This is a genomic window from Devosia sp., from assembly GCF_028290625.1.
GTDB lineage: Bacteria > Pseudomonadota > Alphaproteobacteria > Rhizobiales > Devosiaceae > Devosia.
Genome location: NZ_JAQGJM010000027.1, coordinates 101,113 through 127,021, shown reverse-complemented (window position 1 = coordinate 127,021; position 25,909 = coordinate 101,113). Strand labels below are relative to the sequence as shown.

The following is a 25,909-nucleotide window of genomic DNA, read 5'->3' as shown; positions in this document are numbered from 1 at the left end:
GGGCCAGCACGAAGGGTTCGAATCCCATGCGGGTAAAGATCGAAGCACTCATTGCGGCGGCAACAGGCCAAGCTCGCGCCGCAGTTTCTTGGTCAGGCTGGCCGCCACGACCGCGTGCGAGCCGGCCATATAGTGCTCGATATCGCCCTTCGGCAGCGCGCCCGGCGCCACCACGACCCATTTGCCTTTGGCGAAATACGGCGCCTGATCGACGCCATCCAGGGCGGTCAGAATTTCAAAGCTGGTCTCGGGCACCTTGAAGACGATGTGCCCCGGCTCGCCGTCCCGCTCGCCCCACATGGCGAAAACCTTGCCGCCGACCTTGGCGATCAGCCCGCCCCATTGCTCGACGAAAGTGGCGCCGGGCAGGGTGGCGGCGAAACGCTGATACTCTGCCCGCTCAATCATGCTTAAGCCGCGACGCCGGTGCTGATCGGGCACGTGACGCCCGTGCCCTGCAGCCCGCAATAGCCGCGCGGGTTCTCGGTCACGGCCATTTCGGCGGCACGGCCGGGCAGCGCCTGTTCGGCGCTGGGAATGGAGGTTGGCTTGCTCTTGAAAAACATCGGTCTTCCTTCTGGAGCGCAGCGGAATGGCGTCAGATCTGGTCTTGCTGGATATACCGCTCACGCCGCGGCTTCCGGCCCAACAGGGCCAACAGAATTCCCGGGACTGCGATCACCGCAAAGGCCGGATAGCTCAACAGCGCCGCCATTGTTCCATCCAGCAGATCGGCGAAATACCGGCTGTCGAAAAACGCCTGGACTGCCAGGAGGCTCGCCGGATTAACGCTGGTCCATGTCTCGGCTAGGCTCGTCAGCACCAAGCGGCTGGCTCCCAGCGATTTGGTGCCATCGATGACGGCAAGCACCAGCGCCAGGCCCACCAGCCAGGTTCCAAGAATTCTCAAGACAAGCCGCATCACAACTTCCTGTGCGCACGGGACATCGTGAAGATGGCGGATCATTGGCCCCTGCCGCGGCTCTTTGTGCCATGGTCCGGGTCCGGCCCACAAGATGGGAGCTCGGCTGTACAAAACAATCCTCTTGTCGCAGCTGTGATCGCTTGCATCCTCGGCGTCTATGCGTATATTGCGCCCGCTCGCCCCGGCCAATGGCCACGCGCCGGACCCTTCCACCGGCCGCCAGAGCGAAGCGGAGAGATGGCCGAGTGGTCGAAGGCGCACGCCTGGAAAGTGTGTAGGCGGGGAACCGTCTCAAGGGTTCGAATCCCTTTCTCTCCGCCACAATCCCCTGCATCTATTCTAATTTGTTAACGAACCTCGTGCCCGCAAGGTGTCAGGCCGACATTACAGCCCGCATTTAGAACTTGCGCTGGTGCTCTCTGCTAGATGATGAGGTAGCGAAAGCCAGATGGCCCGCGCCGAGGCGCGAGTCGGAAGGCACCTCAGCGTCACCGACCGACGTTGCCATCAGCGTCGCACACTACTGATTTGGCCTGTCTATTCTGGCCCTTGTCGCAGGGCGGCTGGTCTTGCGACTGTTGCCGAGAGAGCAATTGCCCCTCACCTTTCGCAGGCCGCGCCCAGCGAGAATAGTGAGGTTTGGAACGAGTGGGGCCAGCGATCTTATCGCTCGAAGTCGCCGACCTGGGAGTGCAACGCTTCAATGTCCTTCAGGCGCGCCCGGCCTTTGGCGCCCATGCGGCTGGCGAGCAGGCCGCAGATCAGGTGAACGAGGCTATTGGCGGCGATGTCACTGTCAAACAGGGTTGGGCTGCGGGCCTCGGCACGGAAGGTCCAGGTGGCGAGGGAGGCCGACCGATGAGAGGTCGGATCGGTGATCAGCAGAATGCGGGCACCCCGGTCGCGCGCCACGCCCAGCAGGCCGCCGAAGATCGGCAGGCGACGCCTTAGCCCGATGGCAAAGACGACGTCGTCCGGGCCGATCCCGGCAATCTGCTCGGCCAGCGTATTGCCGCCCTGTGGCAGGATGAGCACGTCCTCACGGATATGCCCCAGCAGCCACGCCGCATAGGCAGAAACCATGGCGCTGGTGCGGAAGCCGAGGCAATAGATCCGCCGCGCCTGTCCCAGCGCCTCGATCGCCGCCCCCAGGTCCTCGTGTGAAAGCTGCTCGAAGGTCAGGCCGATGTTGGCGGCTTCGCTCTCCACATGGCTGCGCACAGTGTCGGAAACGCCGCGCGTTTCGGCCTGCCGTGTCTGACGATAGAAGGGCGAGCCCCAGCGCTGCGCCGCGCGTGCGTCCCGGCGGGCGGCGTCGAAGCTTTCATAGCCGATGCGCTTGAAAAAACGGCTGGCCGTCGCCTTGGAGACATTGGCCAAGGCGGCCAACTCACTTGCCGCATAGCTGGCCAGCTCCCCGGGGAAATTGAGGATCATGTCGGCCAGCCGCTGTTCGTTGGGCGGCAGCCTTTCATAATTGTCCCGGATACGGTCTTCGAGGGACCGGGGCGTCGTTTCGCTCATATGTTCCGCCCGGCGGTGTCCGGCACCCAGGTAGCCGATGGCGCAAGATTGGGGAAGCCATCGTCCAGTATCACGAAGGCGGCGTCCTTGGGGGTATTGTCGCCGACGCCCTGGATCGGCACGATGTCCTGCGGGCAGGCCGAAAACGCCACCACGCAATCCATCTCCGCCTTCAGCACGATATAGTCGCCCGGGCGCGTCACCGTCGGGCGCGTGGACAAGGTCTTGCCGTCAGCCTCGACCGCGATGTTCATGAAGATATTGAATGACGCCAGGATCGGCTGCGGCGCGTCCAGCCCCAATTCGCGCAACGCCTCGCCCATATTATCGAGGCAGTTGCGATGATAGTCTTTCACCCCCAGCCGCACGTACCGCTGGCAATCGCAGGCGGCCATGAAGGTGTCATGCACGCCCGGTGAGGTATCTTCGACGACGGTCAGGATCGGATTGCGCTGATTGGTGACGAAGCTGTCGCCCACGATCGGGTTGAGACGCTGGTTCCAGACGCGGGAGGCTTCCATCGACATATGCTCGCTGAGGTCATGGGCATTCCATGCCCAGCAGTCAACCACCTGTGTACCATGGATATTGACAAGCTTCACAGCCTGGCCGGCCTTGAGGCGCAGGGCCTTGCCATGGCGGGCGGGAATGATGACGGTCTGGGGGTTATGCATCGGCGGCACTTTCAATTCTGGAGGATGGAAAGAGGCAGGATGGCGCCCGAAGGTTCGCCCGAAAAGCCGAGGCTGCGGCTTAGCACCTGCTTGAGAAATTGACGGGAGCGCTCCTCGCGCGGGGCTTCGATGAACTGGCGTGGCGGCGCGTCCTCGACGATACGGCCCTTGTCCATCAGCACCAGCCGGTCGGCGACTTCGACGGCAAAGCCGATTTCGTGGGTGACGACGATCATCGTCGTCTCCCCGCTCGCCAGCTCCTTCATCACCGACAAAACTTCCCCGACCAGTTCTGGATCGAGTGCGCTGGTCGGCTCATCGAATAAAATGAGTTCGGGCTGCATCGCCAAGGCCCTGGCGATAGCGACGCGCTGTTGCTGGCCTCCAGACAGATGGCCGGGATAGTAGGATTTCCGCTCGGCCAGGCCCACGCGTTCGAGCAGGCTCTCGGCCAGGTCGCGCGCTTCGGCTGTCGGCATCTTCTTGACGATGCGCGGCCCTTCCATGACGTTTTCAAGCGCGGTGCGGTGCGGCCAGAGATTGAACGACTGGAACACCATGCCGATACGCTGGCGCTGCTCCTGCAAAGCTGCATGTTGAAGGGGCATGACATTGCCACCGGCCGTCTCGCGCTCGCCGAACAATTCGCCATTGAGATAGACATGGCCGGAGGTGGCGGGCGACAGGTGGTTGATGCAGCGCAGGAACGTGGATTTACCGGAGCCCGAGGGCCCGACGATGCAGACCACCTCCCCCGGCATGATGCTGAGATCGATGCCCGACAGCACTTCATTGCCATTGAAGGATTTGGCGATGGCTTCGGTGCGAAGCGCCGGAATGGTCATGACAACCGTCCTTTCGGGCTGGAAGCGATGTTGCGGCGAAATCGCGTGGTGCGATGTTCGAGCGCCCGCGCCGCCGCTTCTAGCGCAGCGCTGATCGCCCAATAGAACATGGCGGCGGTCATATAGACTTCGAACGGCGCATAGGTGCGCGACACCGCCTGCTTGGTGGCGAAGGTCAATTCGCCCACCGAAATGACCGACAGCAGCGCCGTTTCCTTGATCAGGCCGATCAGCAGCCCGCACAGCACCGGCAGCACGATCGGCAGCGCCTGGGGCAGGATCACCCGGACGAGACGCAGGCGCGGCGTCATGCCGATGACCAGCGCCGCCTCGGTCTGTCCGGCGGGGATCGCGGCGATGGCCGAGCCGAGCGCAACCGCCACATAGGCGGAGAAATAGCTGGCCAGTGCCACGACGCCCGCCGTCATCGGATCGAGCAGCAAGCCCAGCGCCGGGAGCACGTAAAAAGCGATCAGCACCAGCACCAGAGGCGGGATGCCGCGCATGGCGCCGATGAAAATCTGCGCCATCAACCGCAATGGCCTGGCTCGTGACGCACAGAAGGAGGCGAGTACGGCGCCGCCCGCAAGAGCCGCCAGGGCGGTGATGGCGCTCAATTGCAGCGTCACCAGTGTGCCTTGCGCCAGCAGCGGCAATGTTTCGGAGATAAGGGCCCAATCAAAGCTCATCGGCGGCCCCTCACGTCACGGCCAGATGGCGTTCGAGAGCGCGGGCGCCCAGCACCAGGGCCTGGCTGACCACGATATAGCCGAGCGCCACCGCCAGCAGCACTTCGGCCGGCTCGAAGGTTCGCGCGATGACGATCTGGCCCGCAAAGGTCAATTCGGTCACCGCCACCACCGAAGCCAGCGGTGTGGTCTTGAGCAGGAGCGTCAGCTCATTGGTCAGCGATGGCAGGGCGATGCGGATGCCCTGGGGCAGCAGGATGCGCCGCCACAGCGCGGCCTTGCGCATGCCCAGCGCCTCGGCCGCCTCGATCTGCCCCGCCGGGATCGCCAGCAGTGCACCACGCAGGATTTCGGCCACGTAGGCGCCGGAATTGAGACCCAGCGTGATGCTGGCGGCAATGAAGGGCGGTACATGCACGCCGATCATGGGCAGCGCGAAGAAGACGAGGAAGAGCTGCACAAGTGCCGGCGTGCCGCGCATGAAGCTGACATAGACCCGCCCGGCCCGCCGCCACAACGCCACGGGCGACAGCAGGCCAACCACGATGACGCTGCCCACCACCCAGCTCAACAGAGCCGAGCAGAAGGTCAGCATGACCGTATTGGTCGCGCCGTTCGCCAGTTCGGGCAGCGCCGCGATGAGCCGTGCCGGGTCGAACATCAGAGCTGATTGCGAACGCTGACGGCGATCGGTCCGCGCGCCTGGGCCGCATCGAGGTCCGAGGCACAGGCGCCGACAAAGACCGTGCAGTCGATCAGCACACGCAGGGTGACATATCCGCCAGCCCCATGACCAGGCGGGCGCGGCTTGATGCTGCCATCCATGCCGATACCGACATTGAGGAACAGATTGACTGGGTCAGGCACCTTGATCGGCGCCAGCCCCTGCGCCGCAATCGCGGTCCGGAACGCCTCGCGGCCGCCGGTCTCGCCATGGATGCCCGCGGCCCGCAGACTCCCCGATGTCGATCCCGGCAACAGCAGGTCATGGCCCCGCACGCTGTCCTTGCCCAGCACCATGATCGGCCGGCGCCGATTGGTGACCAGGCGCATGCCGAGATTCAGCAGGTAGGAATTGCTGAACACCCGCGTGTGGTGCGGCGACAGGAATTCACCGAGATCGGCCTTGGTATAGGCGTAGAGCTGGGCGGCGCGCCCGCCTTCGATATCGGTGACCGTGAGCAATTGCCCCTGCACCACATCAACCGCGGCGACGCTGCCGTGAGCCACGATCCGCTCGATTTCCGGCGGCGCGGGCCGCGTATCCGGCGCTTTCATCAGGAGCATTTGAGGGCCTCCAACTCCTGGGCATTGGGCTTGGCATCGGTGACGGCGACACGCATGTCGGTAACCACCAGCCCATTGCCCGGGATAATATCCTGCGGACAGGGCGAGATGGCGCAGACCACGTCCATCAGCGCCCTGAGCACCAGATGATCGCCGGCGCGGCTGATCGGATCAGTGACGGCCATCCGCCCATCGGCGGTCACCGGACCGTTCTGGAAGAAGTTGAACGGTTCGGGTACCTGCAGAATGTCGATGCCATAGGCCGAGAGCGGCTCGTACATGTTCTCGAGGCAATTGCGGTGGCCCGGCACGCCGAAATCGACGGCATAGCGGGTCGGATCGCAAGCCGGCACATTGGCATCGTGAATGCCGACCGTATCGAGCACCACTTCGAACATCGGGCGGCCTTCGGACGACATCAGGAAGTCGCCCTCCTTGAAATAAATCGACAGGTTCTTGCGGCGGGTATGCACCGGCGACAGAATTTCGGTGAGATCGCCCCGGTTGAGCGCGACGAAGTCCCCCGCCTGCTCGCCCTTGAGATCGACAATGGTGATGAATTGCCCGGCTTGCGCCTCGAACCCGCGGCCGAAGCCGCCGGGCACGAGAAGACTGCCGTCCGGCGCGGAAGTATGATGGTGATTGCACATGTCTCTGGATTTCCGGGCCGGCCAGGCCGGCCCTCGTAGGTCAGTTTGCCGAGGGGATGAAGTCTGCTTCCGGAAGCTCGAATGAAATGCCCAGGAACTGCTCCTGCAGCGCCTTCATCTCGCCGGAAGCCTTGAGCTTGCGCAGTTCCTCATTGAGCAGGTCGGTCAAGGCGGTGTCGTCCTTGCGGGCGCCCCAGGCGATATAGTCGGTCGCGCCCAGCTCGCCCGCCAACTCGAACTGGCCCGGACGTTCCTTCATGATCTGCGCCAGCACGCTCGTGTCGTCGACGATGAAATCCACGCGCTTGGTGCCCAGCGCCGTCACTGTCTGCTCCGTGGTCTCAACGCTGACGATGTTGATGGGTGCCGCGCCGTTGGCCACCAGGGCGTCGCTGGTTTCCTGGACTACGCGCTCGGGCGTGCTGGTCTGCTTCACACCGGCCGACAGGCCCGCAAGCTTGCTGGCGTCGCTGCCGTCCACACGCGTGTCGCCGACCCGGCGCAGGATACCATTGACCGACTGGCTGACGGGGATGGTGTAGGAAATGCGCGCAGCCCGTTCGGCCGTCACATTGAGCGCCGTGGCGGTGAAATCGAAGGAGCCGGCCACCAGGCCCGGTATGATGCCGCTGAACGCCATCTGGCGATACTCGATCTTCACGCCGATGCTTTTGGCGATCTGCTCCAGCAGCGCCGGATCGTAGCCGGTGATGGCGCCCGTCGCGTCGGTGAACTCATAGGGGGCAAAGGTCGGATCGAGCCCGACAACCATGGTACCCCTTGCCTTGATATCGGCCAGCGTATCGGCCTGCGCGGGCGCTGTGGCCACAGCGAGCGTCGGCACAAGAACCAGCAAGGCTGCTGGGTGAATCCAGAAATTCGAACTTTTCATCAACGACATCCCTGTCTTTGGCCGGCCGTGTCTGAAACGAAAGTTTCTTTGTTTCAGAGAACGAAATCGGAGTTTCTAGTTGCGATCAAATGATAGCCGCACCTGGATCACCCAAACGCGGCTGCACCCATTCAAAAGCAAACCCCGTGCCAAACCAAAAATCTGCAGGAATCAATGGGTTCGGCGCGGCTGCGAAAATCCGTCCGCCTAGTTTCTGTTCTTGGTGCAGCAATTCGCCTATAATTTAGGCGCAGAAGGCAAGTTGAAATATCGACTTGGTTTGCGCTTGGACGTGGTCGCATAGGGCAACCGCCACCTCGAAGCGTTCCTAGCCAACAGTCGCCATGCACACCCCGCTGCCGCCTGAATTCCGCTAGTTCAACTGCGTCGCCGGTGGCTGACGAAGCGGTGGTGCCTAGTGAGCAAGTGTCAAAGCTGTGCCCTCTTGCAGCCCGTGCGCACAGTGCCATTTCTATCCTTAGACACAATTCGATACTGCCGCGACGGCACAGCTCGCGGCGCGAGAACTAAGGATCACAGAAATGGAACTGGGCATCTACAGCTTTGGAGACGTGCAGCGCGACCCGAAAACCGGGCAGCTTGGCTCGACCGCTGAGGCAACACGGAATTTGTTTGAGGCGATCAAGCTGGCCGATGAAGTCGGCCTCGACTATTTCGGCATCGGTGAGCACCACACCCGGGAGATGCCTGCCTCGGCAGCGCCCGTTATTCTGGCAGCGGCTGCTGCGGTGACCAAGAATATTCGGCTCGGCAGCGCCGTGACGGTCCTGAGCACCGATGATCCGGTGCGCATCTTCCAGCAGTTTGCAACGCTTTCGGCGCTGTCGAACGGCCGCGCGGAGATCACTGCCGGGCGTGGGTCTTCGACCGAGTCCTTTCCGCTTTTCGGCTATAGCCTCAACGACTATGACGAGCTCTATGCCGAAAAGCTCGATCTCCTCCTGGCGATCAACGAGGCGACCGACACGGTGACGTGGAGCGGCAAGCACCGCTCGGCGCTCGATAACGCCCTCATCGTGCCACGCCCGGATGCCGGATCGCTGCCGATCTGGCTCGGCACCGGCGGCAATCCGCAGTCCTCCGTGCGGGCCGCACTGCTGGGCCTGCCCATCTCCTATGCCATCATCGGTGGCCAGGCCGCGCGCTTTGCACCGCTGGCCGATCTCTACCGCCGCGCCGCGGCGCAGGCGCAGGTCCCGGGCGCGACCATCAAAGTATCGGTAGCAAGCCCCGGCTTCATCGGTGAAGATTCGGCGGCGGCTAAGGCTCTTTGGTACGGCCATTGGCATGAGATCATGACCACGGTCGGCAAGATTAGAGGCTTTGCCGCGCCGGACCGCCAACATTTCGAGCATGAGGCAAGCGCCGGCGGCGCGCTGTTCGTCGGCAGTCCCGAAGAGATCGCCGAGCGCATCGTCGCCCTGCACCATAGGCTCGGACACACGCGGCAGTTCTTCCAGATGGATCTCGGCCAATTGCCGCAGAAGCACTTCCTGCGCGCCATCGAGTTGCTGGGGACCCGGGTGAAACCGCTCGTCGATGCGCAGCTCGCGACTGACCAGAACAAGGAGACGGCAGATGCCTAGCGCAGTTCGGACAATCGGCATCCTCGGAGCTGGACGGGTTGGCACGGCACTCGCGCGCCAGGCCCTCAAAGCTGGCTATGAGGTGCTGATCGCCAGCACGCGGCCACAGGCAGAGTCCGCGCTGATCGTCGAGTTGCTGGCGCCCGGTGCCCGGCAGGTGGGGACAGAAGCCGCGGCGCGCGACAGCGACATCGTCGTGCTCGCCTTGCCGCTCGGCAAGTACCGTAGCTTGCGGCCCGAGACACTCGCCGGCAAAATCGTCATCGACGCGATGAACTACTGGCCGCCGATCGACGGCATCCTCCCCGAATTCGATCGCGGGTCCTCGAGCAGCGAAGTCGTGCGGCGCTTTCTGCCCCAGGCAAGACTGGTGCGGACGCTCAACCATATCGGCTATCACGAACTCGAGGAGCAAGGGCGGCCGCCCGGCCATCCAGAACGGCAGGCGCTGGCTCTCGCCGGCGACGATGCCGATGCCCGCCAGGCGGTTGCCGGCTTCATCGACCGGCTGGGCTATGATCCGGTCGACGCCGGCGAGTTGGCAGCCGGACAGAAGTTCAACGCCGGAACCCCGATCTTCGGCGCGCAGCTCCGGCACGATGAAATGGTCTCTCTGCTCCAAAGGGATTCACTTCAGGCCAAAGCCGCTGAATAGCGACGGTGCCGCTAGTGGGGCGGAACGGCAGTGCCAAGGCCGAGGAGGCTGGAAGGCGCCATGGGCGCGTTCATGTTCGCGGGAATTGTCTCGCTCTCTTTGTCGACGGCGCAGCGCGCGATGGGCCGTCGACACATCAACACCGCGGAGCGGGGGTTTAGTCCGGCATTGGCAAAGTGATGCGAGGGAGGGGAGCGGAGGCATACGGCTACGGAGAAGGTTGGCGAGGAGGTAAGGCTCAGGCACGGGAGTGCCCCCGATCACGTTCTCGCGTGGAGGGAATAAGGGCGGTCGGTCGGTGTTGTCTCTCCCATGCGGAACAGTTGTTTCGCCCCTCACGGGAAAGGAAGTTGAGATGACCATTCGTTCGATAATGCTGGCGGCGGCGAGCGTGACGCTCATGATGACCGGTGGCGCCATGGCGGCGAACTATGCCGGCGGCGTCATCAAGTCGGTGACGGTCGGCGGCCACGAAATGCTGACCGACGGGCAGGGCCGCACGCTCTACGTCTATGACCAGGACGGTCCCGGCGTTTCCAATTGCAATGGCCTGTGCCGGCTGGCCTGGCCGCCGCAGCGCGCCGCAAACGGCGCCAAGGCGAGCGGCAATTTCGCCCCGGTCGAGGCCAACGGCGGGCCGATCTGGGCCTTCAAGGGTCACCCGCTCTACCGCTTTAGCGGCGATCACAAGGCCGGCGACGTCAAGGGCGACGGCGCCGAAGGCATCTGGCACGCAGCTTTGGTGCGGTGAGGGGTGCGGGGGGCGCCACCACCGACATCTCTGCGACATCGCCAAGGCAGTGGTGCCCGCCGCCGGCGATATCCAGATTGGGCCGTGAGCGGTCAGGCAGGTCCCGGCACCATGAGCCGACCTTTAGCCCATGTCCTTGGGAGCCCGATCGGTCCCGGCGATCAGCCGTAGGCTTGCCTCGACCGCAGGGGTTTCGCCTTTGCGAACGCTCCTGCGACCCGGCGCCTTCTGTGCGATCGCGGCGTCCCTGCCAATGGTCGCCAGGCGGTTGGTAAAGGCGTCCAATACTTCTCTGCGCCATTGCGGGGAGTTTCCCTTGTAGCTCTTCGGCTCGTATTCGGTCAGGATTTCCTGATAGGTGCGGCCGGACGCCGCCGATTCACGAGGCGCATCGTAGGCCGCAGAGAAGCCCTCAAGGCTCTCCTCGACCTCAGGCAAGAGCGACAAAGCTCGCCTGTAGCGATGCTCGTCGAAGTCGAACTCCGTCACCAGTTTTTTGCCTGCCAGCGTACCAAGTTCGGAGAGCTTGGCGATGACGTCAGCCCCCATATTCAGGTTCAATCCGCCCTCGTGGTCGCCATCCAGGCGAATTTCCACAATACGTTCGGCATAGCCTGGCAACAACGATTGGAGCGTGTCCTGCCAGTCCTTGGCGGCATCCAGGATCGCGAACAGGAAACCCACCGCTCCTCTGATCGGTCGGATCGGGAGGTTGGAGCTCTGCTTCCAGAGCTTGGGCAGCACGACGCGCTCGTCGCCGTGGCGCGATTGCTCCCAGCTGCCGAGGCTGATTCCGAATGTGGGCCGCGCGGGTAGCAAGGCGTCGAAAAAGTGGATCGGGAAGTTGCTGGAAATACCGCCATCGGAGAATAGGCACCGCCGGATCTCTGCCTGACCATCCGGGCCGGTGCGGACGCCGTCGTCGAAGCGATAGAGCGGGACAGCCTGGATCAGTCCAGGAAGGCTCAGGCTGATGCGGGCAACCAATACGACGGGAAAGTCCCGATCGACGGGCAACCAGTAAAGATCCTTCGGCAATCCGGGTGTGTCGGTCTCGAATCTGTTCTCTTCCAGTGCCAGCGCATTGACGACACGCTCCGGAAACAAATCCGAAAACTCAGTCCGGCTGAAAAGGTGTAAACGAGCCTTGAGCGGCAACTGGTAAGGCCGCCCGCTGGACAGATCGGTGGTCATGGCAGCGACCCGAATGTTCTGATCGAGCAATTGCCCGACCGTCAGGGGTGTCTGCGGCCTGCCGGCAGAATCGACATTGCCCGCGATAAGGTCGATCTTGTCTGCAATCCAGTCCGTGAATCCTGGCTTCGTCGGGTTGTCCTGGAATAGCCCACTGCATATGCCGAAGTCATATTTCGGCAGGTCCTTGGCCACGAGTTTGACCAGTGTCAGGCCGACCAAGCCAAGCGCCAAAGCCGCACATACGATAATGCCGAGCAACACAGTCGCTACAAGCAACCAGCCGTTGCCGCTAAGGGCTCCAGTGGCTCCCGTCGCGATACCGGCCGCCAGGGCTACCGACCACTGCCACCAGAAGCCGACCAGTAGCGGCCGGAGGAATGGAGGAACCGGGCCGGCAGAGCTGGAGCGATCAAGAAATCCCATGGCAATCGAGAATACGGTGCGAAACGGCGGACTCGGTTGAAACAAGGACTGCATGACGGTGCCAAGCTCTTTTGCGACCGACCGGATAGCCTTGAAGCCCGCCATAGTGTCGCCACCGGGGGCGGTCGTTTGTCGTCGGTACTCGGCCGCAGAGGCGAACACCGCACCGATCGCTCCGGCGGAAGTGCCACCGATGTCGCGGAGCCGATAGGTCTCGGCAACCTCGGCAATGGCGTTCGGGTACACAACGCCTGAAGTCACCCCGCCCTTCATGATCAGGTCGCATTCAAGCATGGCCATCCTCCCCGATGTAGAGCCAAACTAATTCTGCACGACGTCCTGCTCAGCCTACAATATCCACTTTCGAAAGAGCGGCCAGGTCGGCGGGCGATTAGCCGCCAGCCCACTGCCGGGCCCAAGGCGGACGCTAGCCCCTTTATATGCGACGGCAGCTCTCGCGGACGATTAGTTCGGGCACGAACTGGCGTACGGCCATGGTTGGCTGTGACTTGTTGAGGATCTCCCCGAACAGTTGTTCGATGGCGGTTTGGGCCATTTCGGCTACAGGCGCCGCCACGACCGTGGGCGGCGGGTTCATGATGTTGGCATAGTCGAAGTCGTCGATGCCGATGACCGAAACGTCTCCTGGCACCGACAGTTTCAGCTCCCGCAAGGCATTGAGCACACCAAGCATCATCATGTTGGACAGCGCAAAAATGGCGGTGGGGGGCTCGGGGCGTCGCATCAAGGTGAGCGTGTTATCGTGCGCCACGGACTGCAGGAACTTGCCGGTGATCTGAAGGTGCGGATCGACCGGAACGCCAAGTGCGGCGTGGGCCTCAAGATAGCCCTGGAGGCGGTCTTCGCCGGTAACGATGTTATCGCGGCCCGTGGTGACGGCGATGCGACGATGGCCCAAACCCAGCAAGTAATCGGTGGCAAGGCGCCCTGCCTGCACATTGTCCAGTTTGACCACGTCGTAGGGCAATCCGTTGACGTAGGAATCAAGGAGCACCGTTGGCACATGGATTTCGCCGGCCAGGCGGGCGCCGTGTGCCGCGTCGGAGCGGGTGGGAATGATGATGAGGCCGGCGACGCGCTGCGCCCGCATCATCTTGAGTATTTGCCGTTCGCGATCGAAATCCTCGTTGGTGGAATAGACCGCGGCCATGTAGCCGGCCTCAAGGCAAGCCGACTCAACCACCCGCGCGACATTGGCAAAATGCGGATTGGTTATGTCGGGAAGGATCAGACCGATCAGCCGCGACTGGCCCATGCGCAGGCTTTGGGCCGCGGCGTGAGGCACATAACCAATGGCACGCACCGCCGCCTCGACCTTGGCGATCACCTCGTCGCTGACTGGTGCCGAACGGTTGATCGCCGCCGACGCCGTCGAGATCGCGACCCCGGCATATTTCGCCACGTCCTTGATGGTGGCCACGCTTCCTCCAAATCGTTTTTGCAGACCCTCTTGCCAGCGGCCTACTGAAATGCTGTTATACGAAACGTTTCGTGTTAGCAAATAGACCGTCGTGGCGTGGTTGGGAACCAAAGCCGCGATTTTTTCGACGACACAAACGAAACGTTTCGACCGAAAACTCGGCGGAACGACAACGCGCCGGGGAGTGGCGCACAGGGAGGACGTACATGTTCAATATTTCTCGCCGCAACCTGCTGGTGTCTTCGGCAGCTTTGGCCGCCGCCGCCAGTGTCGGCCGCGCCCTCGGCCAGTCGGATGCCTCGGGCACCATCCGCATCCTGATGAACGGCGGCGACGCCGATCTCGCCAACACCAACAACGCCATCGCCCGCTTCAATAAGAAGTATCCCAACTTCCAGGTCAGCGTCGATATGGACCCGATCTCGACGGGCTGGGGCGATTTCGTCACCAAGGTGATCGGCCAGTTCGCCTCGAGCTCGCAATACGACATCTATGGCACCGCCATCGAGACGTTCCAGACCTTTGCGGCGCGCGGCCTGATGGAACCGATCGACGATTTCATCGCCAAGAACCCGAATTATTCCGACTTCGCGCCGGCTTTGTTCGAGGCCTGCAAGTACCAGGGCAAGACCTATTTCGTGCCGACGTCCTGGAACAACATCATGGTCAACTATAACCGCGACCTGTTCGACAAGGCGGGCCAGGCCTATCCGAAGGCAGATTGGAGCTGGGACGATTTCCGCGCCGCCGCCAAGGCGCTGACCGTCAAGGACGGCTCGGGCAACGTCAGCCAATGGGGCTATGAGGTTCCCAACCAGAACTTCTTCATCCAGCCCTGGTTCTTCACCAATGGCACCGGGGTGCTCAACGACGACTGGTCGGCTTCCAACATGCTCGACCCCAAGGTCGCCGAGGTGCTGCAGTTCCTCTACGACATCATCCATGTCGACGGCTCGTCGCCGATCCCCGGCAGCGACACCATGGACAACCAGTTTCTCGCTGGCCAGGTGGCAATGATCAATCGCGGCCACTGGATCATCCCCAACGTGCGCAACGCCAACCTCAACATGGACGTCGTGCCGCCGCCGCAGAAGACCACGCAGGCCACCGTCGTTGGCTTCGGCGCTGTCGGTATCTCCAAGGGCGCGCAGAACATGGAAGCCGTGCAGGCTATGGTCGCCGAGCTGACCGGGCCGGAACTCGAGGCCGACGTGGCAAAATCAGGCAGCTCCGTGCCCGGCTCCAAGGCAGCCGCTGAACTCCCCGAGTTCCTCGCCTTCCCGCCGAGCGCGCCGCTTTACTACCAGACGCTCGACTACGCCAAGGCGGTGCCGTCGCCCGCCAACTTCCTCGAAGTCGAGAAGATTTTCATCCGCTATTATACTGCGATGATGGCCGGCGAAGTGTCGATCGCCGATGGCTGCAAGCAGGCGGATGCCGAGCTCAACGACTCGTTCGCCCGGCTCAAAGCCTCGCTCGGCGCCTGACAGTTTCGACGGTCCTCCCGGACGGCGAAGGAGGGGGCGCATTTCGATGCGCCCCGCTTCCGACAGGGGCATAGATGGCAACCACCGCACGACATTCCGATTTGGCAACAAGCCAGATGCGCACCGGCTACGTGCTGGTGTTCCCGGCCATGCTGCTCTACCTGACCTTTGTGCTTGCGCCCGCGATCGTCACGGTGGTGCTAAGCTTTGCCTATTACGACCCGCAGTTGGGCTCGCACTGGGTGGGTCTGGACAATTTCAAGCGCTTCTTTACCGACCGCCGCTCGGTGCAGATTTTCTGGAATACGCTGCAGTTCACGCTGTTCGCGGTCACCGGAAACGTGTCGGTCGGCTTGTTGCTGGCGCTGGCGCTGAACCGGTCGATGCCCGGCTGGCTGCTGTATTTCTTCCGGCTGGCATTTTTCCTGCCGGTGATCATCGCCGCCGCCTTCGTGTCGATCGTATGGGGTTATTTCTACCAGGACAGCGGTATCTTCAATTATTACCTGAACCTGCTTGGCCTTCCCACCGTGCGCTGGCTGACGTCGGCGCAGACAGCGATGCCCTCGATCGTGTTCATGGACGTTTGGAAGAACACCGGCTTCTTCATGGTCATCTTCATCGCGGCGCTGCAGGGCGTGCCAAAAACCATCATGGAAGCGGCGATCATGGACGGCACGCCCCCATGGCGGCGGTTCTGGCGCATCACCCTGCCCTGGATTTCACCGGTCGTGTTCTTTGCCGTGGTCTATGCCTCCATCGGGGCGCTGCAAGTCTATGAATCAATCTGGATCCTGACCAAGGGCGGTCCCGGCGATACGACGCGGTCAATGTCGATCAACATCGTCGAGGAGGCCTTCGGCTCGTTCCAGATCGGTTACGCCGCCTCGGTCGCCGTGGTGATGACGGTGGTTATCCTGATCATCACCGGCATGCAGATGCTTGCCTCAAGCTGGTTGGTGTCCAAATGAGCAAAACCGCACATCAAGGCATGCAGACCAAGGCGGCCGCCCGCTGGATCGATCGGGCAATCATCGCCGTGCTGGTCCTGCTCGGCATTTTCATGCTGCTGCCCTTTGCCTGGCTGTTCTCCATGTCGTTCCGCACCGTCGCGGACGCCTACAAGATGCCGCCGAGCTTCATCCCGCCCAATCTGGATTTCAAGAACTACGCGGCGGTGCTCAAGGCCAACGTGCCGTTCCTCCAGATCTACATGAACTCGGTGATGATCGCGGTGGTGGTGACGCTGGGCCAGCTCGTGACCTGCACGCTCGCCGCGTTTGCCTTTGCCCGCCTGAAGTTTCCGGGGCGCGATAGCCTGTTCTTCATCCTCTTGGTCGGGCTGATGTTTCCCGCGCAGGTGACCATCCTGCCGATCTTCCTCGGTTACGCCAAGACCGGGCTGATCAACAAGCCGATCGGGCTCGCGCTCATGTACCTCACCTCCAGCTTTGGCGTCTTCCTGATGCGCCAGTTCATGCAGAGCCAGCCCAAGGCGCTGGAGGAAGCCGCGCTGATGGATGGCGCCGGCTATCTCAAGATCTTCTGGCGCATCTCGCTGCCCCAGCTCCGCCCGGCGCTCTCGGCGCTCGCCATCATCACCTTCACCCAGACCTGGAACTATTACTTCCAGGCCAAGGCCCTGCTCGGGCCGCAAAACGCCATGACCTTGCCGCTCGCCATGGACATCCTGCGCGGCTACCTCGGCTCGGGCAACCTGGCGGTGGTGATGGCGGCGATGAGCATGGCCGTATTGCCCGTTGTCCTCCTGTTCCTGCTCGCCCAGAAATTCGTGATCGAAGGCGTCACGATGAGCGGAATCAGGGGCTAATTTTCCTAGGATCATCAAGAATGTGGGACGACCTCGCCGCCATCGACCAGCGCTTTGCCTATACGGGCCAGCGCACCCGTTACCTGGCCTTTCCGCTCGGCGGCATTGGCTCAGGCGGCTTTTCCATCTCCGGCAGCGGCCGGCTGATCGACTGGTCGATCCGCAACCGCCCCGGCATTCAGGGCTATAACGGCTATTCCCATTTCGCCATCAAGGCGGAAAAGGATGGCCAATTGGTCGACGCCCGCGTCCTCAACGGCCCCTATGACCTCAATCCCTCCGGCGCGCCCGCCGTGCGAAAAATGTTCGACGGCTTCGGCCACGGCGCCAATCGCCAGACCCTTGCCGGCGTTCCGCATTTCAAGGAAGTCGAGTTCTACGGTCGCTTTCCCACCGCCGACCTCGTCTACAAGGACGAGCGTTTCCCCGGCGATATCCGCCTGACCGCGCTCAGCCCTTTCATTCCCCACAACGACCGCGACAGCTCCATGCCGGTCGCCATGTTCGAATTCGAAATCGTCAATTCGACCGCCGACGAGCTGACCTACACGCTGGCCGGAACGCTGGGCAATTACCTCTCCAACTCCGGCAGGCACACCTTCAAGCAGCAGAACGGCATTTCCAGCCTGCATCTGACCTCGTCCGATACCGACCTGCCCGAGACGCAGCGCGGCGACCTCACCATCGCGACCGATGCAGAGGATGTCGACCACACCGACCACCATTTCCGTGGCCAGTGGTTCGACGACCTCGCCGTCTACTGGAAGGAGTTCGCCCGCCCCGGCCGCCTCCCGGCCCGGCATTACGATCAGCCCCGCGCGTCCAAGCACATGAGCATGCAGCCCGAGCACGGCACGCTCGGCGCCCGCGTCACTGTCCCCGCCGGCACAGCCAAAAAAGTGCGCTTCGTCATCTCCTGGAGCTTCCCGCACGGCGATATCTATTGGGCCTACCGCCCCAAGCCCGATGGCATTATCCCCGACAAAGCCACCCCCAACTGGAAAAACTTCTACGCCACCCAATGGGCCGACTCGACCGCCAGCGCGACCGATGCCCTGACCCGCTGGAACGATCTCGCCGCCCAGACCACCGCCTTCCGCGATGGCCTCTTCGGCACCACCCTGCCCGCCGAGGTCAAGGACGCCTCAAGCGCCACCCTGGCTCTGCTGCGTACCGCCACCGTCATTCGCCTCGAAGGCGGCGAACTCTGGGGCTGGGAGGGCCAGCACACCCAGGACGGCTCGTGCGAGGGTTCTTGCACTCACGTCTGGAACTACCAGCAGGCGCTATCGCACCTGTTCCCGACGCTCGAACGCTCGCTACGCGAGACCGAATTCAAGTTCAACCAGCTCCCCTCCGGCGGCCTGACCTTCCGCCAGAAACTACCCCTGGGCTCCAGCTTCGACATCATCGGCCCCTGCGCCGACGGCCACTTCGGCGCCGTCATCAAGACTTTCCGCGACTGGAAACTCTCGGGCGACACCGACTGGCTCCGCACCTGGTTCCCCCACGTCAAACGCGCCGTGGAATACGCCTGGAGCGACCAGAACCCCGACCGCTGGGACCCCAACCAGACCGGCATCCTCTCCGGCCGCCAGCACCACACGCTGGACATGGAACTGTTCGAGCCCAATTCTTGGCTCGCCTCCATGTATGTCGCCGCCCTCCTCGGCGCTGCCGAAATGGCCAAGGCCGTCGGTGATACCGACTTCGCCGAAAAGACCGCTCGCCTCGGCAAGGCCGGCGCCGACTACATCAATGAACACCTCTTCAACGGCCGCTGGTTCATCCAGAACATCGACCTCTCCGACAAATCCGTGCTCACCCCGTTCGATGTCGGCCGCACCGCGGGCGTGCTTGCCGATGGCTTCATGGAAACCTATTGGTCCGAGGAATTCTCCGAAGCCAAATACCAGATGGGTGAAGGCTGCATCTCCGACCAGATCCTCGGTCAATGGCACGCCGAAGTCGCCGGCATTGGTGGCTTCCTCGACGCCGACAAGGTCAAAACCGCGCTGACTTCCGTCCACGCCAACAACTTCCGCCCGGACCTCAGCAATCACTTCAACCCCGGCCGCAACTACGCTTTCGAGGACGAGGGCGGTCTGCTGATCGCCACCTACCCCGAAGGCATCCGCCAGCCCATGGTCGCTGCGCCCTACGCCGAGGAGGTCTGGACCGGCATCGAATACATGTCCGCCTCGCACCTGATCATGCATGGCCTGGTCGAGGAGGGCAGGGACATCGTCCGCGCCGCCCGCAACCGCCACGACGGTTCGCGCCGCAATCCCTGGAACGATATCGAATGCGGCTCCTACTACGCCCGCTCCATGTCGGCCTGGCAGCTCGTCAACGCATTTTCGGGCCTGCGTGCCGATTTCGTTAGCGGAACGCTAGCATTTGCGCCGCAAATCAGTGGCGACTACCGCCTGTTCTGGTCGGCCGGCACCGGCTTTGGTACGCTGACCCGCGAGGGCGAAAAAGTCATCCTCGAAGTCCTCGGCGGTTCGATCAAGCTAAGCGAACTTTCGGTGGCCGGCTTCGCTTCCAAGACTTTCGACAATTCCACGGTGCTCGCCGCCGGCGCCACCCAACAGCTCCAGGCAATCTGATGGCCGGTATCGAACTCAAATCCGTCCGCAAGAGCTTCCAGGGCGTGGAGGTCATCCACGGCATCGATCTCGATATCAAGGACGGCTCCTTCACCGTCTTCGTCGGGCCCTCCGGCTGCGGCAAGTCCACCCTTCTGCGCATGATGGCCGGGCTCGAAGAAGTCACCGCCGGTGAAGTGCAGATCGATGGCGCCCGCTGCGATCACCTGCTGCCCTCCGCCCGCGGCATGGCGATGGTGTTCCAGTCCTACGCGCTCTACCCGCATATGAGCGTCGAGCAGAACCTCAAATTCGGCCTCGAAAACCAAAGGCTCGCCAAGTCCGAAATCGCTGCCCGCGTCGCCAAGGCGGCGGAAATCCTGCAGATCGAACATCTGCTCGCGCGCCGTCCCAATCAGCTCTCCGGCGGCCAGAGCCAGCGCGTCGCCATCGGCCGCGCCATCGTCAAGGAGCCCAAGGCCTTCCTCTTCGACGAACCGCTGAGCAATCTCGACGCCGAATTGCGCATCAAGATGCGCGGCGAACTGATCAGCCTGCATAAGCGGCTGAAATCCACCATGATCTACGTCACCCATGACCAGGTCGAGGCCATGACCATGGCGGACACGATCGTCGTGCTCAATGAAGGACAGATCGAGCAGGTGGGCTCGCCGGTGGAACTGTACGCCCGCCCGCGCAATGCCTTCGTCGCCAAGTTTCTCGGCGCGCCGCCGATGAACATGCTGAAGGGCACGATTCAACGAAACGGCAATGTCCTTGCCGTGGCGCTCGGCGATGGCACCGCTATCCCGCTGCCCGGGCGCCAGGTCGACCTGACCGACGGCAGTGAGGTAACGCTGGGCATCCGTCCCGAGCATACCGTGGTCGGTCGTGGGGCGCTAAACCTGCGTGTTGAAACCACCGAAGTGCTCGGCTCGCAGACCATCATCCATGCCACGCTCGCATCAGGCGAGCCCTTCACCGCCGCGCTGCCCGGCATCCGCGGCACGCAATCGGGCGACACGATGAGCATAGGGTTTAGCGAGGATTTCGTGCACCTGTTTGACGCCACCGGACAGGCAATTGGCGCTTCGGAAAACTGGCGCGCAGCCTATCTGGCCTGACCAGCAATAGAGTAGGATGAATGTTCGGTCCCGTCCGGCTTGCCTAAAGCAGACTCTCTTTCTAAACGGGCGCCGCATCGAGGGTGCGAAGCTCCAAGAGGGCATCGGCCAGCGTTTGCCCACCCAACAGGCGCTCCACCGACTCGTCTACCTCGTCGGCCAAGTTCCCAAAGAATCGTTCGACATTGCGCGTGACGACGCATCGGTGGGGGATATCGCTACGTCCGGTCCACAGCCTCTTGTCGCCCATAGTCGCCTTGTAGATTTCGCCGAGCGTGATCGCGGCGGCGTCGACGCTCAGGCTGACGCCGCCATCTCGCCCCATGGTCGAACGAACAAGACCCGCCTGCATCAGGGGCACCAATAATCGCCTGACAAAGGTTGCATTGGAGTCGACCCCCTCAGCCAACTCGGCGGAACTCACCCGTTCGGTGCCTTCGGCCTGAGCCAGCGCCAGGCTGAGCATCATCTGCAACGCGGTCGGGAAACGGACATCGATCATGGCTCTTCTCCTAGCTCCGATAATATGTATCTTTCACTCTTGCATATCAAGCTCGGTATATGTATCCATGTTTGGCGCATATATCTCTCAAGGAGACCTTCGATGTCTGATGAACTGGCTGTGCAGCAGGTTATCGCCCACTACGTTCGGGCTCACGATCGGCGCGACGGCGCCGCCATGGGGGCCCTCTATACGCCCCAGGCACGTGTGACGATCTTTTACAACAATGCTGGCGAGCTGGAGCCGCTGGGCGAACTCGTGGGGCGTGACGCGATCGCCAACGGTGTCGTCAACTTGATGAAGCCGCACCCGCCGCGCGGATGGAGCCACAACGCCACCGACGGGCTCCTCGTCGAGATCGACGGTGATCGTGCGACGGTCGATGCTCAGTTCATGGTCTTCAATATCGTGGGCGCGGAGAAGCCCGACACGGGCTGGCCGAGGGGCGTCTCTGGCGCTCAGGGCACAATCACCCCGATCGAGTCGGGCTACTATCGTCAGTCGCTCGTTCGGGTGGATGGGGCGTGGCTGATCGAAGCGCTCCGGATCATCCACAATCTGCCGTTTGCCTTCTGAAGACGGCGGCTCAGATGAAGGCGTTTGCCTATCGCCGCTACGCAGTAGGGGCGACGGTCTATGTGACCGGTCGGAGCGCCACGGACGGCGACTCGTCTTTTGAAGCCGTTAGGGAAACTGATTTTTACCATCGTCAATGACGTTGCCACGCCGGCGGGTCGTTGCTTCGGCTGCGGATTTTTGCGCATGGGCATCGCGATTGATGACTTGCAGGTTGGGCAAGCCCCAATAATTCAAAAGCGTCGGCCAGTCGGCATCGCGATGCTCACCCCACACGCGGAACAGAGGCGTGCGGTGGTCGACTTCCGAAGTGCGCAAGAGCCGCGCTCCGCTTGTCGCGCAGCGCCGGGCTTGCAATTTCCGTAGCAGTTTGACGTGGTTGCTAGGCGCGTTCCACAACTGCCAGGCGGTGACGCAAGCGGTGTGCCAGACGGCGTTCTTGTTGGGGCCCTTGTCCCAGAGATCGACATGCCAGCCAAGCCGATAGACGGGCTGTCCGCAGACCACGCAGTGGCCGGGTCCTCGTGAGAAGGCCTGTTGGCGGTATGGCGCGGGTGGCAGGCGAAAACTGGCGGCAAGATCGGGCTCATCGGTAGACCGAAGCCGCCATGTCCAACCTTTGGGTGTCCCGCTCTTGGCAGCCAAGGCCCGTGCCAGCCGGTCGGCTCGCAATGGATGCGCCCGCCAATAGCTGTCAATGGCGAGCCGTGGTGTCGGCGGGGTCCAACGTCTGGCCATGGCGTGTGCCAGCACAGCCGCAGGAAATACCTCCGGCAGAGCCTTGTTGAAACGCAGCAGCGCCCGCGCGTTCCGCAGCGCCAATGTCTCGGCCATCTTCATGGCGACAAGCATGCCACGCCAAGCGTAAACGCTTCGGAAAGCCGCGGTCCGGCTCGAGCGATACGACGGCTGGGTGCGGGACAAGCAGGGCTTCACGACGCATCGAAGCCACGGATGTGGCCGAGTCGGCTTCCTCGCATCGGATCTCACACGAATGATCACCGGTCAGAATATTGCCGTCGATGGCGGCCGGTGAGCTTGGCCAAAGCCCATACGCGGCTGTCTTGACGGCTCGATCTTTCCGATATACCGATATATCAGTATTTAGGTCATGGACCAAATACCTTTCCAAGGGAGGATCGATCCGTCATGTCAAAGTTTCGTAGTCTGCGTGCCCTGACCCTAGCCGGGGTGGCCTTGCTGATCGCCCATGGCGGCGCAATGGCCCAGACCGTCACGCTTAATCTGTGGTCGGAGCTGTCGGCTCCGCCAGAGTCCACCGTGCTCAACAAAGCCGTCGAGATGTTCAACGCTGCCAATCCGGGCATCGTGGTCAAGCACACCTCGTTCGAGAACACCGCTTATGAGACCGCGCTGCGCACCGCCTTTGCGGGTGGCACGCCGCCCGATATCGCCGAGGTCAATGCTGGCTCCAACGCGTTCCAATATGCCCAGTCGGGCCAGCTCATGGACCTCACCGATTTCGTAAAACCCATCGAGGAGAAGCTGCGTCCGGGTCTTGAGACCATGTACCAGTATGACGGCAAGTCCTATGGCGTGCTCTGGGGCCTCAAGGTCGGCAATGTGCTCTACTACAATCCCGTCATGCTGAAAGAGCAGGGGATCGATCCCGCTTCGCTGGCCACCTGGGAAGGCTTCATGGCCGCCAGCCAGAAGTTCCTCGATGCCGGCATTACGCCCATCGCCTTCGGCGACCGCGACCAGTGGACCGGCAATCACTATTTCAACCACATCCTGCACGGCATCCTGACCAAGGACGAGTATGACCATATCGGTCTGCAGACACTCGATCCCTCGATCACGTCGGCTCTCAAGTGGAGCGACCCCAAGGCGGTCCACGCCTGGGAGGTCTATAAGGCCGTGGCCGATGCCGGCTACTTCACCCCGGGCTATCTGTCGGACGACAACGACACCGCGGCGGGCCTGTTCTTCGCCGGCCGGGCGCCGTTCTACTCCACGGGGAGCTGGGGTGTCGGCATGGCCAAGGCCAATGGCGCGCAAAACGTCGCCCTGACGCTGTTCCCGCCCGTGGCCGATAGCCCCGAGCCGACCGCGATCGTCACCAATTCACTGCTGTTCACCATCCCGACCACGACCAGCGACGCCGATGCGGCCAAGAAATTCCTCGAATTCCTGACCAGCGAGCCCGTCCAGAAGCTCTATGTCGAGGAGAACTTCGACCTGAGCCCCTATCAGTACGACAGCTCAGGCTGGACCATGGATCCCATGTTGCGCCAGATTGCCGGCCTGCTCGACAATGCCCAGAATGCCTCGCCGTTTCTCGATATGATCGAGGACGTCAAGTGCATGCAGGAAAACGTCAACGAGGCTAATGTGGCAGTCCTGACCGGCGATCTGTCGCCGCAGGAAGCCGGCGACATGCATCAGGAATGCGTCACCGACCTGCGCGCAGAGCGCGGCTGGTAAGCTCCCCCGACGGCGGCGGCCCAAGCGGTCGCCGCCGCCCTGCCTTGATAGGAGAATGCCGTGGCGCGCCCTGGCCGGACCAATTTTCACATCTGGCTGCTGCTACCGGCCTTTGTCTTTTATACCGTGTTCTGGATTGCCCCGGCGCTGATCGCGCTGCTGTCCAGTTTCACGCAGTGGAACGGCATCAGCCTCGCCTCCATCCACTGGGTCGGAGTGGCCAATTACCTGGAACTTTTCGACGATCGCTGGTTCTGGAACGCACTGCGCAACAACCTGTTGTTCGTCGCCGTGGTGCTGAGCTCCATCATCATCCTGGGCATGACCTACGCGCTCATCCTCAATGCCAAGCCGCGCGGACACTCGGTATTTTCAACCATCTTCTTCATCCCCATCGTGCTCTCGAGCGTCGTCATCGGGCTGCTGTTCACCCAGATGCTGAGCCCGACTGTGGGGCTCGTCGGTCCGGCGCTGGCGGCCGTCGGCATACCGGGCGTCGAGCAATATCAATGGCTGGGCAGCAAGGAAACGGCGCTGCCCATGGTGATGCTGGTCTATATCTGGCGCGAGTTGGGCTTTGCCATCCTGCTGCTGCTGGCGGGACTACAGACCATTCCCAACGACTATATCGAGGCTGCGCGCATCGATGGCGCCAGCCCGTGGAACATCACCCGCCATATCACCCTGCCGCTGATGCGACCGGTGCTGACCGTGGTCATCGTGCTGGTCACCACCAATGCCTTCCTGCTGTTTGACCTGGTCATCGTCATGACCAATGGCGGCCCCTTCCATGGCTCCGAAGTGCTGAGCGTCTTCATGTACAGCCAGGCCTTCCTCAAGGGGAATCCCGGCTATGGCACTGCGATCGCCATGATGCTGTTCGTCATCATTCTCTGCGTCAGCGGCATTCAGCTTGCCCTGAGCGGGCGCGGACAGAAGGCCTGATCATGTTCAAATCCCTGCCGCTCCTCGTCCGCATCTTCGCCTATATCCTGCTGGTTGCCCTCGCGGCATCGGTGGTACTGCCCTTCCTGTGGATGATCTCGACCGCGCTCAAGACCACCGGCGAGATCAACCAATCCCCGTTCTCGCTGCCCGCAACGCCCAACTTCTGGGTCTTCGTCGATGCCTGGGTGCAGGGCGATTTCACCAAGCTCTATCTCAACTCCCTCGGCATCACTGTCGTAGCGGTAGCCGGATTGCTGGCCTTCTGCAGTGCCGCCGGCTATGCGCTCGCCCATTTCGAGTTCCGCGCCAAGGAAGCGGTGTTCATCTACTTCCTGGCCGGCATGATGATCCCGCCCCAGGTCATCATGGTCCCCAGCTTCAAGCTGATGGCGACGCTGGGCCTGATCAACACTTATGCGGCGGTGATCCTCACCTATTTCGCCTGGGTGCCCTTCGCCATCTTCTTCTTCCGCGCCTATTTCAGCGGCATCCCCAAGGAATTGGCGGAAGCCGCGCGCGTCGAGGGCGTCTCGGAGTGGAATATCTTCATCCGCATCATGCTGCCGCTGGCCAAACCGGCGATGGCCACGGTGGGCATCGTCTACTTCATCTGGATTTTCAACGATTTCATGTGGCCGCTGATCTATCTCAACGATCAGTCCCTGCGCACCGTGACGCTGGGCATGATGGCGTTCCAGGGCAGCCATGCCGCGCTGATGAACCTGAAGGTGGCCGCGTTGATCATCGCCACCGGCCCGCCGCTCGTCATTTTCCTGATCTTCCGTCGCCAAATCCAGAACGGCCTGATCGAAGGCGCCCTCAAGGCCTGATCCGCTAATCCA

At 62.4% G+C, this 25,909-nt stretch carries 27 protein-coding genes and 1 tRNA gene; 13 read left to right on the top strand and 15 right to left on the bottom strand.

All coding sequences use genetic code 11. The features are described from left to right. Window positions 1-48: 48 nt before the first annotated feature. The 3 genes from JWR51_RS14890 to JWR51_RS14880 are packed head-to-tail and all read right to left on the bottom strand — an operon-like array spanning window position 49 to window position 967. Window positions 49-408, bottom strand: a complete 360-nt coding sequence (locus tag JWR51_RS14890) for an MmcQ/YjbR family DNA-binding protein (RefSeq protein WP_299748958.1) — start codon at window positions 406-408, stop codon at window positions 49-51. Between the two features lie 2 nt (window positions 409-410). Further along, on the bottom strand, window positions 411-566 hold the full coding sequence (locus JWR51_RS14885) for a hypothetical protein (protein ID WP_299748955.1): 156 nt from the start codon (window positions 564-566) through the stop codon (window positions 411-413). 32 nt (window positions 567-598) lie between these two features. Continuing rightward, entirely contained in the window at window positions 599-967 is a 369-nt protein-coding gene (locus tag JWR51_RS14880) for a hypothetical protein (RefSeq protein WP_299748952.1), read from the bottom strand. Between the two features lie 189 nt (window positions 968-1,156). Here JWR51_RS14880 and JWR51_RS14875 point away from each other — a divergent pair. Further along, window positions 1,157-1,246, top strand: a tRNA-Ser gene (locus JWR51_RS14875). 342 nt (window positions 1,247-1,588) lie between these two features. Here JWR51_RS14875 and JWR51_RS14870 read toward each other — a convergent pair. Genes JWR51_RS14870 through JWR51_RS14835 form a run of 8 tightly spaced genes read right to left on the bottom strand, consistent with a single transcriptional unit; the run spans window position 1,589 to window position 7,486 of the window. Beyond that, window positions 1,589-2,449: a MurR/RpiR family transcriptional regulator gene (locus JWR51_RS14870; protein ID WP_299748949.1), complete on the bottom strand. Its 861-nt coding sequence runs from the start codon at window positions 2,447-2,449 to the stop codon at window positions 1,589-1,591. After that, complete coding sequence (locus JWR51_RS14865) at window positions 2,446-3,123, bottom strand: urea carboxylase-associated family protein (RefSeq protein WP_299748947.1); 678 nt, start codon at window positions 3,121-3,123, stop codon at window positions 2,446-2,448. The genes JWR51_RS14870 and JWR51_RS14865 overlap by 4 nt, the downstream gene beginning before the upstream one ends. 11 nt (window positions 3,124-3,134) lie before the next feature. After that, complete coding sequence (locus JWR51_RS14860; RefSeq protein ID WP_299748945.1) at window positions 3,135-3,968, bottom strand: amino acid ABC transporter ATP-binding protein; 834 nt, start codon at window positions 3,966-3,968, stop codon at window positions 3,135-3,137. Then, window positions 3,965-4,657, bottom strand: a complete 693-nt coding sequence (locus JWR51_RS14855; RefSeq protein WP_299748942.1) for an amino acid ABC transporter permease — start codon at window positions 4,655-4,657, stop codon at window positions 3,965-3,967. The genes JWR51_RS14860 and JWR51_RS14855 overlap by 4 nt, the downstream gene beginning before the upstream one ends. Before the next feature lie 10 nt (window positions 4,658-4,667). Further along, a complete protein-coding gene (locus JWR51_RS14850; RefSeq protein ID WP_299748940.1) occupies window positions 4,668-5,318 on the bottom strand; it encodes an amino acid ABC transporter permease in 651 nt (216 codons plus the stop codon). Then, window positions 5,318-5,944, bottom strand: a complete 627-nt coding sequence (locus tag JWR51_RS14845; protein ID WP_299748936.1) for an urea carboxylase-associated family protein — start codon at window positions 5,942-5,944, stop codon at window positions 5,318-5,320. The genes JWR51_RS14850 and JWR51_RS14845 overlap by 1 nt, the downstream gene beginning before the upstream one ends. Beyond that, window positions 5,935-6,594 (bottom strand): urea carboxylase-associated family protein, encoded by a 660-nt coding sequence (locus tag JWR51_RS14840; protein WP_299748933.1) that lies wholly within the window; start codon window positions 6,592-6,594, stop codon window positions 5,935-5,937. The genes JWR51_RS14845 and JWR51_RS14840 overlap by 10 nt, the downstream gene beginning before the upstream one ends. Before the next feature lie 40 nt (window positions 6,595-6,634). After that, window positions 6,635-7,486 carry a transporter substrate-binding domain-containing protein gene (locus JWR51_RS14835; RefSeq protein WP_299748930.1) on the bottom strand — a complete coding sequence of 284 codons (852 nt, stop codon included), beginning with the start codon at window positions 7,484-7,486 and terminating at the stop codon, window positions 6,635-6,637. Between the two features lie 542 nt (window positions 7,487-8,028). Here JWR51_RS14835 and JWR51_RS14830 point away from each other — a divergent pair. The 3 genes from JWR51_RS14830 to JWR51_RS14820 all read left to right on the top strand — a co-directional run bounded on the left by JWR51_RS14830 (window position 8,029) and on the right by JWR51_RS14820 (window position 10,499). Continuing rightward, a complete protein-coding gene (locus tag JWR51_RS14830; RefSeq protein WP_299748928.1) occupies window positions 8,029-9,093 on the top strand; it encodes an LLM class flavin-dependent oxidoreductase in 1,065 nt (354 codons plus the stop codon). Next, window positions 9,086-9,748 (top strand): NAD(P)-binding domain-containing protein, encoded by a 663-nt coding sequence (locus JWR51_RS14825; RefSeq protein ID WP_299748925.1) that lies wholly within the window; start codon window positions 9,086-9,088, stop codon window positions 9,746-9,748. The genes JWR51_RS14830 and JWR51_RS14825 overlap by 8 nt, the downstream gene beginning before the upstream one ends. A 355-nt stretch (window positions 9,749-10,103) precedes the next feature. Next, a complete protein-coding gene (locus tag JWR51_RS14820) occupies window positions 10,104-10,499 on the top strand; it encodes a hypothetical protein (protein ID WP_299748922.1) in 396 nt (131 codons plus the stop codon). Between the two features lie 123 nt (window positions 10,500-10,622). On the opposite strand, the gene JWR51_RS14815 is transcribed toward JWR51_RS14820, so the two are convergent. Both JWR51_RS14815 and JWR51_RS14810 read right to left on the bottom strand, forming a co-directional pair. Continuing rightward, complete coding sequence (locus tag JWR51_RS14815) at window positions 10,623-12,413, bottom strand: patatin-like phospholipase family protein (RefSeq protein WP_299748920.1); 1,791 nt, start codon at window positions 12,411-12,413, stop codon at window positions 10,623-10,625. Between the two features lie 142 nt (window positions 12,414-12,555). Beyond that, window positions 12,556-13,560: a LacI family DNA-binding transcriptional regulator gene (locus tag JWR51_RS14810; protein ID WP_299748917.1), complete on the bottom strand. Its 1,005-nt coding sequence runs from the start codon at window positions 13,558-13,560 to the stop codon at window positions 12,556-12,558. 206 nt (window positions 13,561-13,766) lie between these two features. Between JWR51_RS14810 and JWR51_RS14805 the strand changes: the two genes are divergently transcribed. The 5 genes from JWR51_RS14805 (at window position 13,767) to ugpC (ending at window position 20,593) form a co-directional block, all read left to right on the top strand. Then, the gene (locus JWR51_RS14805) at window positions 13,767-15,047 is read left to right on the top strand and encodes a sugar ABC transporter substrate-binding protein (protein WP_299748914.1); all 1,281 of its coding nucleotides are present in this window, start codon (window positions 13,767-13,769) and stop codon (window positions 15,045-15,047) included. 74 nt (window positions 15,048-15,121) lie between these two features. Then, window positions 15,122-16,018 (top strand): sugar ABC transporter permease, encoded by an 897-nt coding sequence (locus JWR51_RS14800; RefSeq protein WP_299748911.1) that lies wholly within the window; start codon window positions 15,122-15,124, stop codon window positions 16,016-16,018. Further along, window positions 16,015-16,878 carry a carbohydrate ABC transporter permease gene (locus JWR51_RS14795; protein ID WP_299748908.1) on the top strand — a complete coding sequence of 288 codons (864 nt, stop codon included), beginning with the start codon at window positions 16,015-16,017 and terminating at the stop codon, window positions 16,876-16,878. The genes JWR51_RS14800 and JWR51_RS14795 overlap by 4 nt, the downstream gene beginning before the upstream one ends. Before the next feature lie 20 nt (window positions 16,879-16,898). Further along, window positions 16,899-19,490 (top strand): GH116 family glycosyl-hydrolase, encoded by a 2,592-nt coding sequence (locus JWR51_RS14790; RefSeq protein ID WP_299748905.1) that lies wholly within the window; start codon window positions 16,899-16,901, stop codon window positions 19,488-19,490. Beyond that, window positions 19,490-20,593 (top strand): sn-glycerol-3-phosphate ABC transporter ATP-binding protein UgpC, encoded by a 1,104-nt coding sequence (gene ugpC, locus JWR51_RS14785; RefSeq protein WP_299748902.1) that lies wholly within the window; start codon window positions 19,490-19,492, stop codon window positions 20,591-20,593. Before JWR51_RS14790 ends, ugpC begins: the two co-directional genes overlap by 1 nt. 61 nt (window positions 20,594-20,654) lie before the next feature. Here the strand turns inward: ugpC and JWR51_RS14780 are convergent, their stop codons facing one another. After that, window positions 20,655-21,095, bottom strand: a complete 441-nt coding sequence (locus tag JWR51_RS14780; RefSeq protein ID WP_299748899.1) for an Rrf2 family transcriptional regulator — start codon at window positions 21,093-21,095, stop codon at window positions 20,655-20,657. A 102-nt stretch (window positions 21,096-21,197) separates the two neighbouring features. Here JWR51_RS14780 and JWR51_RS14775 point away from each other — a divergent pair, with 102 nt between their 5' ends. Next, complete coding sequence (locus JWR51_RS14775; protein WP_299748896.1) at window positions 21,198-21,671, top strand: nuclear transport factor 2 family protein; 474 nt, start codon at window positions 21,198-21,200, stop codon at window positions 21,669-21,671. A gap of 108 nt (window positions 21,672-21,779) precedes the next feature. Here JWR51_RS14775 and JWR51_RS14770 read toward each other — a convergent pair whose 3' ends face one another. Then, window positions 21,780-22,523, bottom strand: a complete 744-nt coding sequence (locus tag JWR51_RS14770; protein ID WP_299748894.1) for a hypothetical protein — start codon at window positions 22,521-22,523, stop codon at window positions 21,780-21,782. Window positions 22,524-22,820: 297 nt separating this feature from the next. Between JWR51_RS14770 and JWR51_RS14765 the strand changes: the two genes are divergently transcribed. The 3 genes from JWR51_RS14765 to JWR51_RS14755 are packed head-to-tail and all read left to right on the top strand — an operon-like array spanning window position 22,821 to window position 25,897. Continuing rightward, window positions 22,821-24,119, top strand: a complete 1,299-nt coding sequence (locus JWR51_RS14765; protein ID WP_299748891.1) for an ABC transporter substrate-binding protein — start codon at window positions 22,821-22,823, stop codon at window positions 24,117-24,119. A gap of 60 nt (window positions 24,120-24,179) precedes the next feature. Further along, entirely contained in the window at window positions 24,180-25,064 is an 885-nt protein-coding gene (locus JWR51_RS14760) for a sugar ABC transporter permease (RefSeq protein WP_299748888.1), read from the top strand. A 2-nt stretch (window positions 25,065-25,066) separates the two neighbouring features. Continuing rightward, a complete protein-coding gene (locus tag JWR51_RS14755) occupies window positions 25,067-25,897 on the top strand; it encodes a carbohydrate ABC transporter permease (protein ID WP_299748886.1) in 831 nt (276 codons plus the stop codon). Window positions 25,898-25,909 lie beyond the last annotated feature (12 nt).